General features: G+C 67.9%; 15 protein-coding genes. 10 read left to right on the forward strand and 5 right to left on the reverse strand.

The window, feature by feature from the left end:
• Positions 1-160: 160 nt before the first annotated feature.
• Complete coding sequence (locus tag ACFYTQ_RS30295) at positions 161-2,698, reverse strand: AAA family ATPase (RefSeq protein WP_082976730.1); 2,538 nt, start codon at positions 2,696-2,698, stop codon at positions 161-163.
• 482 nt (positions 2,699-3,180) lie between these two features.
• Between ACFYTQ_RS30295 and ACFYTQ_RS30300 the strand changes: the two genes are divergently transcribed.
• The 4 genes from ACFYTQ_RS30300 to ACFYTQ_RS30315 all read left to right on the forward strand — a co-directional run bounded on the left by ACFYTQ_RS30300 (position 3,181) and on the right by ACFYTQ_RS30315 (position 6,557).
• Positions 3,181-4,410, forward strand: a complete 1,230-nt coding sequence (locus ACFYTQ_RS30300; protein ID WP_064909910.1) for a cytochrome P450 — start codon at positions 3,181-3,183, stop codon at positions 4,408-4,410.
• A gap of 6 nt (positions 4,411-4,416) precedes the next feature.
• Positions 4,417-5,241 (forward strand): class I SAM-dependent methyltransferase, encoded by an 825-nt coding sequence (locus tag ACFYTQ_RS30305; RefSeq protein ID WP_064909911.1) that lies wholly within the window; start codon positions 4,417-4,419, stop codon positions 5,239-5,241.
• A 498-nt stretch (positions 5,242-5,739) separates the two neighbouring features.
• Positions 5,740-6,075 carry a helix-turn-helix transcriptional regulator gene (locus tag ACFYTQ_RS30310; RefSeq protein WP_082976731.1) on the forward strand — a complete coding sequence of 112 codons (336 nt, stop codon included), beginning with the start codon at positions 5,740-5,742 and terminating at the stop codon, positions 6,073-6,075.
• On the forward strand, positions 6,072-6,557 hold the full coding sequence (locus ACFYTQ_RS30315; protein WP_064909912.1) for an SRPBCC family protein: 486 nt from the start codon (positions 6,072-6,074) through the stop codon (positions 6,555-6,557). Before ACFYTQ_RS30310 ends, ACFYTQ_RS30315 begins: the two co-directional genes overlap by 4 nt.
• Here the strand turns inward: ACFYTQ_RS30315 and ACFYTQ_RS30320 are convergent, their stop codons facing one another.
• From ACFYTQ_RS30320 to ACFYTQ_RS30330, 3 genes are all read right to left on the reverse strand, one after another.
• The gene (locus tag ACFYTQ_RS30320; protein ID WP_064909913.1) at positions 6,558-7,817 is read right to left on the reverse strand and encodes an MFS transporter; all 1,260 of its coding nucleotides are present in this window, start codon (positions 7,815-7,817) and stop codon (positions 6,558-6,560) included.
• A 72-nt stretch (positions 7,818-7,889) separates the two neighbouring features.
• Positions 7,890-9,065 carry an NAD(P)/FAD-dependent oxidoreductase gene (locus ACFYTQ_RS30325; RefSeq protein WP_064909914.1) on the reverse strand — a complete coding sequence of 392 codons (1,176 nt, stop codon included), beginning with the start codon at positions 9,063-9,065 and terminating at the stop codon, positions 7,890-7,892.
• A gap of 31 nt (positions 9,066-9,096) precedes the next feature.
• A complete protein-coding gene (locus tag ACFYTQ_RS30330; protein WP_064909915.1) occupies positions 9,097-9,444 on the reverse strand; it encodes a DsrE/DsrF/TusD sulfur relay family protein in 348 nt (115 codons plus the stop codon).
• Positions 9,445-9,570: 126 nt separating this feature from the next.
• Between ACFYTQ_RS30330 and ACFYTQ_RS30335 the strand changes: the two genes are divergently transcribed.
• The gene (locus ACFYTQ_RS30335; RefSeq protein ID WP_064909916.1) at positions 9,571-10,257 is read left to right on the forward strand and encodes a metalloregulator ArsR/SmtB family transcription factor; all 687 of its coding nucleotides are present in this window, start codon (positions 9,571-9,573) and stop codon (positions 10,255-10,257) included.
• Positions 10,258-10,303: 46 nt separating this feature from the next.
• On the opposite strand, the gene ACFYTQ_RS30340 is transcribed toward ACFYTQ_RS30335, so the two are convergent.
• The gene (locus ACFYTQ_RS30340; protein ID WP_369829552.1) at positions 10,304-11,869 is read right to left on the reverse strand and encodes a flavin-containing monooxygenase; all 1,566 of its coding nucleotides are present in this window, start codon (positions 11,867-11,869) and stop codon (positions 10,304-10,306) included.
• Positions 11,870-12,249: 380 nt separating this feature from the next.
• On the opposite strand from ACFYTQ_RS30340, the gene ACFYTQ_RS30345 reads away from it, so the two are divergent.
• The 5 genes from ACFYTQ_RS30345 to ACFYTQ_RS30365 all read left to right on the forward strand — a co-directional run bounded on the left by ACFYTQ_RS30345 (position 12,250) and on the right by ACFYTQ_RS30365 (position 17,052).
• Positions 12,250-12,396 (forward strand): hypothetical protein, encoded by a 147-nt coding sequence (locus ACFYTQ_RS30345; protein WP_387368478.1) that lies wholly within the window; start codon positions 12,250-12,252, stop codon positions 12,394-12,396.
• 134 nt (positions 12,397-12,530) lie between these two features.
• Entirely contained in the window at positions 12,531-13,442 is a 912-nt protein-coding gene (locus ACFYTQ_RS30350) for a hypothetical protein (protein ID WP_143860464.1), read from the forward strand.
• The gene (locus ACFYTQ_RS30355) at positions 13,439-14,683 is read left to right on the forward strand and encodes a cutinase family protein (RefSeq protein WP_082976732.1); all 1,245 of its coding nucleotides are present in this window, start codon (positions 13,439-13,441) and stop codon (positions 14,681-14,683) included. The genes ACFYTQ_RS30350 and ACFYTQ_RS30355 overlap by 4 nt, the downstream gene beginning before the upstream one ends.
• Positions 14,680-15,780, forward strand: a complete 1,101-nt coding sequence (locus ACFYTQ_RS30360; protein ID WP_064909919.1) for a lipase family protein — start codon at positions 14,680-14,682, stop codon at positions 15,778-15,780. The genes ACFYTQ_RS30355 and ACFYTQ_RS30360 overlap by 4 nt, the downstream gene beginning before the upstream one ends.
• A gap of 132 nt (positions 15,781-15,912) precedes the next feature.
• Entirely contained in the window at positions 15,913-17,052 is a 1,140-nt protein-coding gene (locus ACFYTQ_RS30365; protein WP_064909920.1) for a lipase family protein, read from the forward strand.
• The last annotated feature ends 75 nt before the right edge of the window (positions 17,053-17,127 follow it).

Raw genomic sequence — 17,127 nt, forward strand, 5'->3', positions numbered from 1 at the left:
AGGCGTTATGTCTCGCCGACGGTACGGTGCTTCGCCCGAGGAGTAATCCGTCTGACCGGCTCGCCGGGTCGTCATGTGGCCAGTGGCGTACGGGGCCTGAAGACGGCGCGTAGGTGCGCCGGATACTCCTGAATGGGTTTTCCGGCGGGAGCTTCGCCTGTTAGTGGTGGTTCTCGGGGACGTGTTTCGCGATGTGGTGGCGGTTCGGAATGCCGAGTTTTGCCAGGGTGGCGGCAATCTGTCCGTCGACGGTTTTGGTGGAGGTGCCGCGACGGCGGGCTATCGCTGAATTCGAGAGTCCCGCTGCGGCCAGGCGAGCGACCGCTTTCTCCGATTCACTGAGTCTGTCCCATGGTGTTGCCGCGAACTTGAGGGGTGTGTTTTGAGTCGTGCGCCCGCCTCGCTGGGCGAATTCCTCCGGCGTGGGGGCGACGGAGAGGGTGAGTTCTCCGAGCGCGAGGCGATGGACGTCGTTGTTGTGTGGATTCAGTTGCTTGCCGCGGGCCGTTTCGGCTGCGAAGTGTTCGTCGCCGAGGATGCCTCGCGCTGTTACCTGGGCCTTGCGGCACATCTTGGCGAACGATCCCATGACGGTGATGTCGACGCCGAGGTGGGCTTGCAGGGTTTCGGCCCCGCCCAGGGTTTGGGCGATCTCGTGGGCGAGTTGCCAGTCGCGGTCGCGATCGTTGCCGGTGATCATGCGTTCGAGTGCCCAGGTGCGTAGCACGACGCTCCACATCGCCCCCCACTGGTCATCGAAAGCCATTTGGTAGGACAGTGTTTCGCGCAGGACGCGGGTGGCTTCGTGTGGGTCGCCGTGCATGGTCAAGGTGACGGCCCAGCTCAGTTTCACCCAGCTGGTGGCCCAGCTCGCTCCGGAGGCTTCGGCGATGCCCACGGCGCGGCGGGCGATGGTGTGGGCCTGCGGGGCCGACCCGAGCAATGCGGCGGCCAGCGCTCCGAACATGTGGGCGAACACCTCGGCCGGGTTGTCGGCGGCGTGGTACTTCTCGCGCGCTCGCTCGATGATCGCAATGGCGCGGGCGTCCTCGGCGCCCAGGAACAGGGCGGTACCCACCGTGATCTCGATGACGGCGGGCAGGCCGAAATCCCGGTCAGGGTGCTCGGCCCATTCGGCGCGGTCGGGCTCCGACAGATAGCACGGGATCACTTCGTCGAGGAAACGCCGGGCCTCGTGGCTTTGACCCGATCGGATCGCCAGCCACGCCAGCGCTGCTCGCAGCTCGAGCTGAAGGTCGACCGGTTGCGGCGACACGGTTTCGCTAGCGTCGAGGCACCTTTCGGCCAAGCCGCGGATTTCGCGTATCGACCCGCGTACGAAGGGCACGCGCAAGGTGATCAGTCCACCGCAGATCTGCAGGCCGGCCTCGGCTTCACCGCGCATGGTGATGCTGGTCTCGATCGCGGCGACGATATTGCTCCACGACGACCGTGCCCACATGACCAGCGCCCGCTCGCGCGGACTGAACCAATTGCGCGCGTCGTCGACCACCCGGTCGCGGTAGTAGGCGAGGTGACGTTTGGCCAACCGTGCGGGTTCGCCAGGGTCGTTGTCGCGCAACCGGTCCCATGCATACACCCGCAGGGACTCGAGCATCGAGTACCGCGACCCGCAAGGGGTGATGTGGATCGAGACCAGCGACTTGTCGGCAAGGCTTTCCAGCAGCCCTGCGATCTCGTGTGGAGACACACTCACCTGATCCGGGTCAGTGCTGGCGTGTTCGTCGCTGCATACGGCGATGATCGCGTCGAGGTCCGCGCCCACATCTGCCGTGTCACCGGTGTCGTCGGGATTTCTGCCGCCGGGTGCGAAGGCAGACAGCCTGGTGAACAGCAGTTTTTCCTTGTCGCTGCACAGTTGGTAGCTCCACGCGATGACGTTGGTGATCGCGAGGTGTCGCGGATCGGCGCCCGAGCGGGCTCCGGTCGACCATCCGAGCCGTTTGTCGTCCGCGCGGCCGGTCAGCTCGGCACACAGGTCCGCCAGACCTTGGTAGCGCAACCGGCCGACCGCGAGCCGGATGTGGAGGGGGTGGTGGGTGATGTGCTCGCAGATTTCGGTCGCGGCAGCGATGTCGTCGGCGTTCCATTCCAGCGAGCGTCCGATCAGGGTGCAGCGCTGCCGGAACAAGGTCAGCGATTCGGCGGGCGAAAGCACGGGAACCGGGATCAGGCGTTCGTCGACCCACGCGATCGGGCTGCGGCTGGTGGCCAGGATGGTCAGATTCGGCAGTGTGTTGAGCAGCTGGGCGATCAGATGCCGCAGAGCGGGCAGAACATGCTCCCCGTTATCGAGAACCAGGACCGCACGGCGACTCGGGCCCGCCGAGTCGGTGCCGCGCAGGGCGGCTTCCAAGGCTTCGCCCGCGCGCCTGTTGGAGAAGTCCGCGGAGATCACTGCCGAGGCGGTGGCCTGCTCCACCTGTTTGAACTCCGCATCCACCGGTAGCCGTGCCAGCGGCACCCAATACACCCGCACCCCTTGAGCCTTCGCGCTGCGGGCGGCTTCGTCGGCAAGCCGGGTCTTGCCGATACCCCCCGGCCCGATCAAGGTGATCAGTCGATCCGGCCCCGATATCAGCAGGGCGCTGATGAGCGACAGTTCGTCCTTGCGGCCCACGAAGCCATGAGTCGGTGCCGGAACCGCACCGCGAGCATTCCCCCCAGGGTTGGTCATGCCGACGACTATATCCCGGAAAAGGGCCGCACGGTCTCCATGAGCGAGCCGCGCGCACTATGGGTAGGTAGGTTTTTAGGTATATACCCATACCGACGAAAACGCTGAGAGCGCAACGGAATACGGGCCACGCCGCACAGCATCGTTTCGCTGCACTGCGATTCGGAGGCTGAAGCTCGAAAAGCCTCGCCATGCTGCATCTTTCGCGGTAGCCAACGATTCGATACCGGGTCCGGTCCGTCTCTGTCAGTGCCGCCGAATAGGTGTATTCCGGACGTGTTGTCGTTATGGGTAGGTGGGTTTTTGGGTATGCGTATCCATTTCGATGACGCTGATAAGGGTGGCACCGTATTGATTGGCTGCCGGGTAATTCGAGCAATTCCTCGCAGGCGATGAGATTGATTCCAGACCACTTTTCCAATGGAGTGACGTTGACCTGTCCTGTTGTCCATGGCTCTCCCATCGATACCGGCGAGGCCCGCGTGGCGATCCACGGGGAGAGCTTCCGCCGCGATCCGCACGCGGTGTATCGGGCGCTGCGGCGGCGGTATGGGACGTTGGCGCCGGTGGAGCTGGCGCCGGGCGTCCCGGCTACGCTGGTGCTCGGCTATTACACGGCCGTGCGGATCCTGCACGATCCGGAGCACTTTCCCGCCGATCCGAGGCCGTGGCAGCAGAGCATTGCCGGTGACTGCTCGCTGCGGCCGATGATGGAATGGCGTCCGGCCGCGCGGTACTCCAGCGGAGCCGAGCACGCTCGCTACCGGGCACCGTCGGTCGCCGCCATCGAGGGTGTCGACCTGCACGCGATGCACGCGCGCGTCGAACGGATCGCGACCGCGCTGGTCGACGCTATCCTCCCCGCGGGCCGAGCCGACCTGGCATCCCAGTACGCCTTCCCTCTGGTGCTGGCCGTGCTCACAGAGGTATACGGTGGCTCCGAGGACATCGTGGGCCAGGTCGCGGCCGGCACGAAGGAGCGCTTCGACAGCGACGGCACCGCGGCACCCGGCATGGACACCCTCACCGCCGCGTTGACCGACCTCGTCCCGTTCAAGCGCGCTCACCCAGGCGACGACATCACCACACGGCTGATCCAGCATCCCGCCCGGCTCGATGACCGGGAAGTGGCCGCCCAGCTGATGAGCTTCGCCGGAGCGGGCTTGCAAGCGGTGCCCGACCTCGTCTGCAACGCGCTGCGTTTGATGCTCAGCGACGATCGATTCGGCGGCAGCCTGCTCAGCGGCAGCCTGCACACCCGCGACGCCCTCGACGCGGTGCTGTTCAACGACCCGCCCATGGCCAACTTCTGCACCACCTACCCACGCCAGCCGATCCTGGTCGGCAACATGTGGCTGCCCGCGGTCCAGCCGGTCGTCATCAGCATCGCCGCCTGCAACAACGACCCCGAAATAGCCAGCAATGACACAGCCCGGTCGGGCAATCGATCGCATTTGGCGTTCAGCACCGGCCCGCATGCCTGCCCCGCTCGGACCGTGGCGTATCAGATCGCGCAGGACGCGATCGACTACCTCCTCGACCTCATCCCCGACATCGTCCTGGCCGTGCCCGCCGACCGGCTCGAGTACCGGCCGGGCCCGTTCCACCGCGCACTCACCGCGCTTCCCGTCGTGTTCCCCCGCGCCCAGCGATCAGGCGCACCCACCCCACACCGGACCGACCCCCGACATCTCCCACCGAAGAAAGGGTGAACACACATGCACACCGGACGCCCCAGCGACACCGCCGCCGCCATCGCGCACATCAGAGCCAAGTACTCCAAACTCCATCCAGAGATACTCGCCGATCCGCTCGCCGACCGAATCCTCTGCGAGCCGGTCCTCGACCACACAGTGCTCGATCGAGGGCTGGCACCGGACGTGGCGCACCGCCGGGGCCAATACATCCTCGCGCGCTCCCGATTCGCCGACGACCGCCTCGCCGCGGCTGTCGCCAGAGGAGTCGACCAAATCGTCATCCTCGGCGCCGGACTCGACACCACCGCCTACCGCAGCAGCCACCACGTGCGATTTTTCGAAGTCGACCACCCCGACACCCAGACCTGGAAACAGCGCCTGCTCGCCGAGGCCACCATCCCCGTCCCCGACACCGTGACCTTCGTACCGATCGACTTCGAACACACCACGCTGGCAGCAGAACTGGCGACAGCAGGTCTGGACCGCAGCCGCCCGGCGGTCTACATCGCGCTCGGTGTCACCGTGTACCTCACCCGGCCAGCGCTCGAGGACATGCTCGGCTACATCCTCGACCACCACGGCGGCGAAGGCGTCCTCGACTACTTCTACCCACCCCACCACGCCAGCGCCGACCACCTCCACACGCGCGCCGAAAGCACCGCACGACTGGGAGAGCCATGGCGCTCCTGCTTCACCGCCGACGAATTCCACCACCTCATCCAGTCTTTCGGGGGCCAGCTCCTCGAAGACCACTGCGCGTCCGAGCTTGTGGCCGCCTATGCCGGCCGGACAGAGATACCCTCCACGGCGGCGGGAACGCATGTCGTCCACTGCTCGGGCCGCTGACACCGGTCCAGGGCCAGGGCGCGCCCGCGACCTCTGGTTCTATCGGCGATCTGTGACGTCGCCGATCTGTGAACTCTGACGTCGCCTTCCGAACCGGTGATGTTCATATCGGGAATTTTGACGTCGTGATCTTGATGGTGGTGGAAAGGGGGCGTGTGCTTCGCCCTCGACGCACCCGTTGCAGGGATACCGTGCGCACCACCGTGCCTCGGACGAGGCTGCGGAGGTGCACCGCGGACCCGGCCTGCTCTACGAGAGAAGTGGCTCGAGCGCCGAGATAAGGGTAGTCGTAGCATTCGCCGAAAATCGGGCGGTTATGGCGTAGCTCGTGTCGATGTGCGAATCGACTTCTCACCTGAACTCGAAGTCGGCTTCCGCGCACTGCGGGTTCGCACTGGGGATCCGGGTGTGCCATGGAGGTTGTCGCTCGGGAGTTGGTGGCAGATCGGTGGCTGCTGCCTCTTGCTTCGCCGCTTCTGAAAGTGCAGACTTACGAAAGTGAGCGCTTTCAGAGATGTGGATCTGGCGATTCTGGGCGACCCGATGCGCAAGGCGATCTTCGAGCGGCTGGCGCGCCGGCCGTGTTCGGTGGGTGAGCTGGCGCAGGAGTTGCCGATCACTCGTCAGGCGGTCTCGCAGCATTTGCAGGTCCTCAAGCAGGGCGGTCTGGTGGTGGTCTCTCCGCAGGGCACGCGGCGGATCTATCGGATCAATCCGGAAGGGCTGGAGGCGATTCAGGCGTATTTCCAGCAGATCTGGGACAACGCGCTCGCTGCTTTTCAGAAGGCCGCCGAGGCGGCGGCCGACGATTTCGGACAGGAGAAACCGTTATGAGCACGACCCCGGATGTTGCTGCGTTGCAAGGGAAAGCGTCGGTGGCGCTGCCGATGGAGCGGGCGTTCGCGTTCTTCACCGAGTCCTTCGGTAGTTGGTGGCCGTCGGCCTACCACATCGGTGCGTCGGAGATGGCCGATGCGATCCTGGAGCCTCAGGTGGGCGGGCGCTGGTACGAGCGCGGGGTCGATGGCAGCGAATGCGATTGGGGGCGGGTGCTGGTGTGGGAGCCCCCGCACCGGCTGGTGGTGACCTGGCAGATCACCGGGCACTGGCAGTACGACCCGGATCCCGAGCGTGCGAGTGAGATCGAGGTGCGTTTCACCGCCGAGGGCCCGGCGCAGACCACGGTCACTCTCGAACATCGCCATATCGACCGGCTGGTCGAGGGCGCGGCGATGGCCAAGACCATCGTCGAGGGCGGCGGGGGCTGGAATTCGGTGCTGGAAGCCTTCGCCAAGACCGCCGAAGCCCAAGCCTGACTATGCCGGTCGCCGGTTGCCGCTGAACGCGGCGACCGGCACCACCGCCAAGGCGAGGACGCCACCGGCCAGTGCCAGGGCGGGGTAGCTGGTGGCGGCGACCATCAGTCCCGATCCCATGCCGCCGGTGGCTCCCGCGATGGCGATCGAGACATCGACCGTGCCTTGGGTTTTGGCGCGGGTCGCCAGCGGCACCGTGTCGGTGATGATGGCGGTCCCCGCGACCAGGCCCAGGTTCCAACCCAATCCGAGCAGCGCCAGGGCCAGAGCGAGCAGCACGATCGAATCTCCGGGGGCGAGGGCGGCCAGCAGTCCGGCACCCAGCAGGGTGATGCCGGAGGCGGCGGCGACGGGCAGGCGGCCGTAGCGGTCGACCAGCCAGCCGGTTACCGGTGAGGGTAGGTACATCGCGCCGACGTGGACGGCGATCACCACTCCGGCTGCGGCGGTTCCGTGGCCGTGGGCGAGCATGTGGACCGGGGTCATGGTCATGATCGCGACCATCACCAACTGGGTCACCGCCATCACGAAACCGCCTGTCGCGATGCCTCTCTCGATACCGCGGGCCGACACCGTATTCGCGGCTTGCGCGGTGTCGACGGGGTGCGCGGCACCGAGTTCACGTGCCAGCAGCAGCGGGTCCGGACGCAGCCACAGCCCCAGCACGAGCGCGGCCAGGCTGTACGCGAGGGCGGCGAGCAGGAACGGCCCGGCCAGATAGGGAATGCCGAGGGTGTCGGCCAGATCCCCGGTCGGGGCGGCGAGATTCGGGCCGACCACACCACCGAGGGTGGTCGCCACCAGCACCGTCGATACCGCGCGTCCGCGGTGGGCGGGCTCGGCGAGATCGGCTCCGGCGTAGCGGGCTTGCAGGTTGGTGGCGGTGCCCGCGCCGTAGACGAACAACGCCACGAACAGCACGACCGGGTTGTCGAGCACGGCTGCGGCGATGACGCCGAGGCTGCCGAGCGCGCCGGTGAGGTATCCGGCGGCCAGTCCGGGACGTCGGCCGCAGGCTTGGGAGAGTCGTCCGACGGCGATCGCCGCGAGGGCCGAGCCCGCGGTGAACAGGGCGCTGGGCAGTCCGGCCAGTCCGGTGGAGCCGAGCATGTCCTGAGCTAGGAGGGCGCCGACGGTGATGCCGGCGGCCAGCCCGGCACCGCTGAGGATCTGCGCGGCGACCAGAACGTTCAGCACGCGACGTTGCGCTCGCGCGGTCTCGGGGACAGGAGTACCGGCGGTGGTGGCGGGGAGGGACACGAGAGGTTCTTTCGCCGAAGGTGCAGGCAGGCCCGGGCCACCGCTGTTCGCCGGCGGTGGCCCGGTTCGAGGTCAGGCGCGAATGTTCCAGCGCGCCAGCCAGTCTCGCTCCTGCTGCTCCTTCTCGTGATGGTAGGCCGCTGACGGTTCACGCAGACTCACCTGCGGAGCGGGCGAGGCCAGGAACTCGCCTTCGCCCTTGGCCGCCAGGCCGTCTCCGAGCTCGACGTAGCAGGCTCCTTTCCCGGTGAACCGGGTATCGGGGGCGTCATAACCCAGATGCCGGGCGACCTGGTGGGCGGCGACCAGGGCTTGGGCCTCGGCGAAGATCGCGGCTTTGGGCAGGGGCTTGCCGTTGGGCAGTAGCAGCGCGGTGCTGTCACCGACCGCGTACACCCCCGCCGTGGCGGTGGCCAGGGTGCCCGCATCGACCGGGATCCAGCCGTTGGGGCCCAGTCCGGTGGAGGCGACCGCCGCGCCGGGCGCGTGCGGGGGAACGACAGCGAGCAGGTCGAAGGTTTCGGTGCTGCCGTCGGCGAACTCGACACTGCGCGTGGACGGGTCGACGCGGGTGGCCGAGGTGCCGCCGTGGAAGCCGATGCCCTTGGCGGCCATCATGTCCACCAGCGCGTTGCCGACCGCGGGCCCGGCGACCGGCATCGGCAGCGGATCCGGGGTGAACACGTCCACCCGAACCTGGGTGCTGGTGAATTTCTCGCCGAGCTGATCAGCGAGCAGGAACGCGGCCTCGAACGGGGCCGCGGGGCATTTGAACGGCGTCGAGGCAACGAGCACCATCACCCGGCCCGTCTCCAGCGCTTCGACCTTGTTGTGCAGGTCCGCGGCGCCGTCGGCGGTGTAGAACTGGCCCGCGACCCCGGCCTCGAGCGCAGCCGACAATCCGGTCAGGCGATCGAGGTCCAGGCTCGCGCCCAGCGCGATGACCAGCGCGTCGTAGCCGATCGTCCCGGCCGGGCCGCAGTCGATGGTCCGCGAGTCCAGGTCGATGCGCTCGATCTGTCCGGTCACCCGGTCGACCCCCGGCAGCGCGGCGGCGCTCGGGCGCACCGCGACCTGCTCGGTGCTGCGCCAGCCGCGCAGCACCCACAGCAGCGACAGGCCCAGGGTGCCGTCGAAGCCGCGGTCGATCAGCACGATTCGGTCCTGGGCGGGCAGGGTTTTGCGGAGTTCGGTCGCGGCGGTCAGTCCGCCCACGCCCGCACCGAGCACGACAACGGTTTTGCTCATGGCTTCGGGTTCCTTTGCAGCGGAAGGGATGTCAGACGTTGATGACCTGGTCGGCCCAGGCCGTCCAGTCGGCCAGCTCGGCCATCGAGGAACGGTGCGCGCCGTCGACGAGCTGGTCCTCGCCCATGCCGCGCGCGTCCATGCAGGCACCGCAGTTGCCGATCTGTCCGCCCTTGCCGGTGAAGGCGCTGGTCATCTTGGCCAGGTTGTAGAACCCGTTGGGAACCTTCTGCCCGGCAGTGACCGAGATGACCGCGTCAGCGAAGTTGAACACCCGCACCTGGTGTCCGGCGTCGAGCATCTGCCGGGCCCAGCGGATGCCGTTGTAGGTGCGTTCGGTGCCGTAGGGCGGGTCGTGCAGCACGAAGAGGTAGTTCACGTGTTCTCCCAGGTCAGGTGGCTCCCACCCGAAAGGGTGGCGGGGGTGCGAATACAATCGCCATGTCTGATGTTGTTCCAAAGAACTATGGAATAAGCTATTCCAAAGAGTATTGGAGAAGCAAGCGTGAGTGAGCCCACCGGCCGCAAAGCCGCCCTGTTCGACGAGATCGCCCGCGTCGGCAAAGCCCTGGGCAACGGCCGCCGCCTGCAGATCCTGGACCTGCTCGCCCAAGGCGAGCGCACCGTCGAGGCCATCGCGCACGCCACCGGCCAGAACGTGACCACCGCCTCGGCGAACCTGCAATCGCTCAAGTCCGGCGGCCTGGTCGAAGCCCGCCGCGAGGGCACCCGCCAGATCTACCGCCTCGCCGGCACCGATGTCGCCCGCCTGTTCGCCCTGGTGCAGACCGTGGCCGAGGCACACCTGGCCGATGTCGCCGTTGCCGCCGCCGCGGTGCTCGGCTCTCCTGAGGACGCGATCACCCGCGAGGAACTCCTCCGCCGCCACGACGCCGGTGAGATCACCCTGATCGACGTGCGTCCCCACGAGGAATACGACGCCGGTCATATCCCCGGGGCGATCAGCGTCCCCCTCGCCGAGCTGGCGGCGCGCCTGGCCGAACTGCCCACCGATCGCGACATAGTCGCCTACTGCCGCGGGACCTACTGCGTCATGGCACCGGACGCGGTCCGCATCGCGCAGTCCTCGGGGCGGCAGGTCAAACGCCTCGACGAAGGCATGCTCGAATGGGCCCTGGCCGGGCTGCCGGTGGACCGCCGATGGAGCCGGGCCCGATCTGTCACTGAGTGACGGTCGAATTCGCCGATACCGACGACAACATTCACCAGAACAACCACTACCTCCCGGTGTGGGCCGTGGTGGTCTTGCTCGATGAGGTGGCGGCAGAAGCTGCTGAGGTTCCGGGGACCGGGTAGAAGGCCCGTGCGGCGTCGGTGCGGGTCATCTGGCGGAAGGCGCGCGCGGTGGTGGGCCATGCGTTGGTGACCTCGCCGGACGGGCGTTTGAACCAGGCCCGCACGCCCGTGGGCCATACGGTGCGCGCCAGCTGCGCGTCGAGCCAGACCCGGTATTGCGACATCGCTGCCGTGGTGACCTCGATCGGGGCATCCCATCGGTCGGAGAGCGCGATACAGCGGGCGATGTAGCGTGCTTGATCGGCTTTGAGGGATGGATTGCTGTTGGCCGCGGTGAAGCTGTTGGGTCCGGCGATGAGGTACATGTTGGGGAAGCCCGGTACCGCGAGCCCGAGGAACGCCTCGGGTCGTGCGGAGTTCCATCGGTCGTGCAAGTCCACGCCACCGCGGCCTCGAATTCTGATCCCGCCCAGCAGTTCTGTTGCCCGGTACCCGGTGGCGTAGACGATCACGTCGGCGCGCCGGTGAGTGCTGTCCGCCGAGTAGATGCCGTCGGCGACGATGCGGTCGATCCGATCGGTCACCAGCTCGACGTTTGGCCGCATCAGCGTGGGATAAAACATGTTGTCGAGCAGAATTCTCTTCTCGCCGATCCGGTATCGCGGTGTGAGTGCCTGCCGCAGTGCAGGATCGGGGACCTGGCGCCGCAGGTGCGCGTGAGCGATCCAGGTCGCGGGCCGCGCCGACCAGCCGCCGCGCATGATCGGGGCCAGAACCGCGTCGGCCCCGTGATACAGACCCGCACGGTAGAGCTGGTGTGCTCCCGGGACACGCCCCAGAACCCAGCGAGACACCGGCCCGAATCGTTTTCCGGGTTTGGGCAAGATCCATGCCGACGAGCGTTGGTACACCGTCACGGATGCGGCGGTGCGTGCCAGCTCCGGGATCATCTGCGCCGCAGATGATCCGGTGCCGATGACTGCGATGTGCCCGGTCAGGTCGGCCTCGTGGTCCCAGCGCGCGGAGTGGAAGGCGCGGCCTCGGAAGCTGTGCGCGCCGGGAAGGGTCGGGTAGGCGGGGCGGTGCAGTTGCCCGACCGCCCATACCACTGACCTCGCTCGGATCTTCTGGCCGGCGGTGGTGGTCAGCGTCCATGTGCTTGTCGCAGAGTCGAAGTCCGCGCCGAGGACGGTTGTGCCGCACTGTAGATGCGTGCGCAAGCCGTGACGGTCGGCCACCTGCCGCATGTAGTCGAGGATGTCTGCCTGCCCCGGAAACCGGATGTCGGTGCCTCGGTACGGGTCGAAAGCGAATGAATACAGATGCGAGGGCACATCGCAGGCACAACCCGGGTAGGTGTTCTCGCGCCAGACCCCGCCGACATCCTCGCCGCCCTCCAGCACGACGAAGTTGTCGATACCCGACGAACGCAGTTCCGCAGCCATGGTGAGCCCACCGAACCCTGCGCCGACAATGACGACCTCGACGGTCCGCCCGGGACCTGAAACAGCCGACCGCATCCTTGCGGGTGGCTTTGTGCTTGTCATCAGAAACCTCGAATCAAATAACGGCAGCACAAGGAGCCTGCGCATAGTGCCGTGACGATCGGTCAGATTCAGCCGGGGCGGACTATTCGGTCACTCCGCCTATGCGGGCTTCCCGGGAACCGCTCTGCGTGATGCCCAGAATTCAGGCTCGTGTCAGCCGAGTCAACAACCGTAAATTGCCCAATTTGTGCGCGATGGACTGGTAATTGCCCAGACTGGGCAATTAATTCCGCAAAAGGTGCCTGAACTGGGCACCCGCAACCCTTTGACACCGACCTGACCTTCGAGTGAAGTAATAGAAGGCAAACAGCGATGCCGAATCCGAACTCTCTCACCATTTTTCGGCATCGCGTGCGCCTTCATTCCGGGGAGCTGTGATCGTGACGCAACTCCTCATCCTGCTCGAGAAAGGAATAAATATGGATCCGAACGATGTCCTCAACCTGCTCAATTCCGGTGCGATTCTCGCATCGAACCTGCTGTCTGTCGCCGCCCAGGCATTGAGCTTCGTCCTGTTTTTCCTCTGACCCTCGACATGCGGTGATGGGCGCTCCCGGTCGCATCGACGCCACCGGGAGCGCCCACACCGCGCATGCGCTGTCGAGCGCAATTGTCGAATCGGTTCTCCTCGTTCTTCCTTCCTCATAAGGGGTTATTCGTCATGCCCAGAAACAGAAGCAATCCCGCCGACATCACGGCCTGCTCCGAGCGCAATGCTCGACTCGGCGGGTTCGTGCATCGAGCCGTCCGCCGACGAGGTGTCGCGCTGGGTAGTCAGGCGTTGGTCGTCGGCGCGGTGCACGCGCTGGTCCTGCTGACCACGCCGGACGCCGCCGCCGCGACGATCGCGCCGATCGTCGACCAGCCCGGCGTGACCACTCCGGTACAGCCCGGAACGGCCACACCACCGCCGCCGCCACCGCCTCCTGCGCCACCGGTCGCGCCGTCGTATACCGAGCAACCGGCTGCGGTACGCAACGGACCCGTGCCCCGGCCCGCGCCATCCCCGGATCCGGTCGAGCCGGTGAAAGTGGAGGAGTTGCATCCCCCCGTCCCAGTCGCACCGGTCGCGCCTATCGCGCCGCCGGTGGACGAGATCAGGGTGGGCCAATTCGCGGTGCCGTCGCCGCCGTGGGTTCCCGGCGAGGTCCGCGACGCGATCAACGACACCGCGGCGACAGCAGAGGCTCAGGTCGCCACGGCTTTGGACTCGATCGGGATCCCGCCGGGCCGCTCGGACCGGGTCAGCGGGGCCACCCTCGCCGGTGCGGGGATCGGCGGCGCGATCGGTGCCACGATCACCGCCGCCCCGGCCGCAGCGGCCGGAGCGGTGGTCGGTGGCCTGGTGGGCGGGACGATCGGCGGGATCGCCGGGGCTGCGGTGGGCACGCTGGTCACGGTGCCGGTCATCGGGACCGTCACCTCCGGCGTCGCCGGTACCGCCATCGGAGCGGCCGCCGGAGCGGCGGCCGGAGCCATCATCGCCGGAGCGCCCGCTGCTGTGGCCGGTGCGCTGGTTGGTGGCACCGTCGGCGCGGGATTCGGTGCCGCGGTCGGGGTGGACCAACGATGAGAACCGTGCAGACGCGAACTCGTATCGCCGCTCTGCTGGCCCCGGTGGCAGCCACCGTCCTCGCGGTACCGGGACCGGCCGGGGCCGCACCCGACCCGGCCGGCCCCGGATGTCCGGTCTTGTGGGTGCTCGGAGTCCAAGGCACCGGCCAGTCGTCGCCGGACGCGAGCCGCACCGACGACACCGGGATGCTCGGCGCACTGCTCGGGCCGGTCACTGCGGCGGCCGGTACATCGGTGCAACACACCTACATCCCGTACGCGGCGGGATTCGGCGGCGTCGTCGGTGCCGGAGGAGGCGAGGAACCCTACGCCGACTCGGTCACCGACGTGATTACAGATCTCGGTGTCGAGGCTCAGCGCATCGTGGACCAATGCCCCGACACCGAGCTGGCGCTGGTCGGGTTTTCTCAAGGGGCGCAAGCTGTCTCGCAGGTCGCGCGCGCGATCGGCGCCGGGAACGGGCCGGTGGCGCCGGACAAGGTCGCGGCGGTCGCGCTCTACGCCAACCCCGAACGCAGGGCGGGCGGGCCGGTATTGGCGGGGCGGCCCGGACAGAGCACACCGGATCCCGCTCCGGGGACCAGCGGCGCGGCCGTGTCCACCGTGCACCTGGCCGCGCCGTCGGCGTCCGGGGGCGGGATCGCTGACGACGGAGCCGAATACGGGTCGCTCACCGGCCGGGTTCTCGACGTCTGTGCCGACGGGGACCTGGCGTGTTCGGCGCCCCAGCACGCGGCGGCGTTGCGGTTCGGTGCGCTGCTCGCTGCGCAAGCCGATCTGTCCAACCCGATCGCCGCCACCGACAGCCTGCAAGCAGCGATGTCGCAGGCGTTGGGGTCGGCGTGGACGACCGTGGTGCTCGACGACGTCGTCGTCGATGCGGACACCGTGGATTATCGTCCGCAAAAGTCGTTGTCGCAGCGGCTCATCGATGCCGCTGATCCACGAGTCCCCGCCCCGGGCCGGGACCGGGTGCGTGCGGCGGCCGATCGCTGGAACCAGGTGACTGCCACCGTCGTCTCTCATCCGGGCGAATTGCCGAGGCTGGCCGGACAGTTGGCGGGTGCGGTCGGCCAGGTGGCCGCCGACAACGGCGATCTGGCGAATCCCGAGGTGTGGGTTCGCATCCTCGGCACAGCACCGATCCACGAGGGGTACGCGGTGGCCGGTCAGCTTGCGTCCGGGATCGCGTGGCTTGTCGCGGTGGCCCATGACCTCGCCGACAAGGGGTCGCGATGACCGACATGACAAGGCCCGACGTCGATTTCTACACCCCGCCCGCTCTGGACGGGCTGCACCGGCCCGGAGACATTCTGCGGCTGCGTCCGGCACCGGCGTTGTCCGGCGCGGATCAGGCGTGGCAGATCCTGTATGTGTCTCGCGATTCGTGTGATCAGCCGATCCCGGTGTCGGCAACCGTGATCACCCCCGATGCCTCCGCACCCGATCTCGGTGGCGCGGTGCTGGTCTACTACCCCAGCTTCCATGGCCTCGGTGGGCCTTCGGCCTCTCAGCTGTTGGCCATGGGGGCCGAGCCCGACGGCGCCCAGATCCGGGCGGCGCTGGCACGCGGATTCGTGGTCGCGGTGGCCGATGGGGAGGGGCTCGGGGTGATCGGTTATGGTCCGCACACTTTTCTCGCCGGTCGTGCGGGCGGGCAGGTGATGCTCGACCTGGCCCGCGCCGCGACCCGTGTTCCCGCTCTGAACGCTGCGGAGTCCCCGGTGGTGTTCTGGGGTTACGGCGATGGCGGCAGGTCGGCGGTGTGGGCAGGGGGCCTGCAGCTGGTCTGTGCGCCGGAGCTGGATGTGCGCGGGATCGCTGCCGGGGCGGTGGTCACCGATCCGGGACAGGCCCTGCGCAGCGTGAATCGGGGCGCGTGGGCGGGTCTCGGGCTCGCGGCGCTGATCGGGCTCTCCCACGCGCATCGGCGTCTGCCGCTGCGCCACATCTTCACCGAGGAATCGCGCCAGAGCGTGGTGGGCGAGGCGGAAGTGTCGAACCGGGGGCGGTTCTTCGAGCGGTATCGGCACCCGGTCGGGGTCTGGTGCGAGCGGACCGACGTCTGGAACGACCCGCTCTGGCAGCACGTATTCGCTCTCGAGCTGATCAACGCGAGCCTGCTCCCGGCGGCGCCGATATACCTGTATCACGGCTCGACCGATGGCATCGTGCCGGTCACTTTCGGCCGCCGCCTCGCGCACGAGTTCCGTACTCGCGGTGCGCCGGTCGGCTGGCGCGAATACGACGGCGATCACTGCCGCACCGCCCGCACCGCCATCGACGACGTGTTCGACCAGCTCACCGAGTACCTGACCCGCCCGACACGCTCGTGACCCGCACACCGGGCACACCTGCCTGAGATGCCCTGCCCTGTCGGGTGCCCTCTCGACGGGGCGAGGCAGGTGGCACCGGGTATTCCAACTCCCTTGCGCCACATGACAATCCACTGACCGATAGAGGTGTCCATGTCCGAGTTCTACGCTGCCCCGATCCTCCACGGCGACCATTCCCCCGGTGAATTCGTGCGAATGCGCCCCGCGTTCGTTCCCCAGCTGCCCGGCGCGGCGGCGGCCTGGCAGATCCTGTTCGTCTCGCGCGATTCCCACGGCGCGCTGACACCCGCCTCGGGAATCGTCATCCTCCCCGACACCGCCACCAGCCCGGAGGCAATGCTGGTGTACTACCCGGCATTTCGAGGGCTGGGTGGGCCGTGCGCGCCGTCGCGGTCGCTGGTTGTCGGGTCCGGCCCCGACACCCCCGACATCGCGGTGCTCGCCGAGGCGCTGGCGCGGGGATGGGTGGTCGCGGTGCCCGACGGCGAAGGGCTCGGTGTGACCGGCGCGGGCCCGCACAGCTTCCTCGCCGCTCGCGCCGGCGGGCAGATCGTGCTCGATCTGGCTCGCGCCGCGCGCCTGGTTCCCGACCTCGAAGCCGACGACGGCGAGGCAGCCCAGCTGCCGGTGCTGGCATGGGGATACGCCGATGGAGGCCGCGCAGTCGCCAAAGCAGGCGAACTACACGCCGACTACGCACCGGACCTGGACTTGCGAGGACTGTGCGCGGGCGCGGTGGTCTCCGATCTCGCCGCGGTGGCCCACACCATCGGCACCGGCGCCTACTCGGCGCTCGCGGTGGCCGGGCTGATCGGATTGGCACGCGCCTACCCGCATCTGCCGCTGCTGGACGTGCTCAACGCCGAGGGACAACAGCTCGCCGCACACGCGGACTCCCTGACCGTCGAGCACCTACTCGATTGGTATCGCCAGCCGCTGTCGCACTGGTGCCGCCGCCCCGACCCGTGGAACGACCCGGTGTGGCGGTGGGTGCTGGCCGGAGAAACCCTGGGCCACACCGCACCCGGCGTACCGATACGGCTCTACCACGGTGTCGAAGATCAAGTCGTTCCCGTAACTGCTGGGCGGGACGCGATGATCGCCTACCTCCAGCGCGGCGCGGACGTGAGCTGGCGCGAGTACGACACCGGCCACCTCGCCACCGCCAGCCAGGCTTGCGGCGACGCCTTCACCTACCTCGCCAACACCCTGACCGACCCCACCGGCGACCGCCAACAGCCCGCGCGTCGCACCGACGCGGCACGCGCCTGACCCCCACCGGGGACACCTGCCCGCACCCGGCCACCCCTGCCGCCGAGTGCGGGCAGGCCACCGAAGCCGAACCCG

The organism is Nocardia sp. NPDC004068 (genome assembly GCF_042874315.1).
Lineage (GTDB): Bacteria > Actinomycetota > Actinomycetes > Mycobacteriales > Mycobacteriaceae > Nocardia.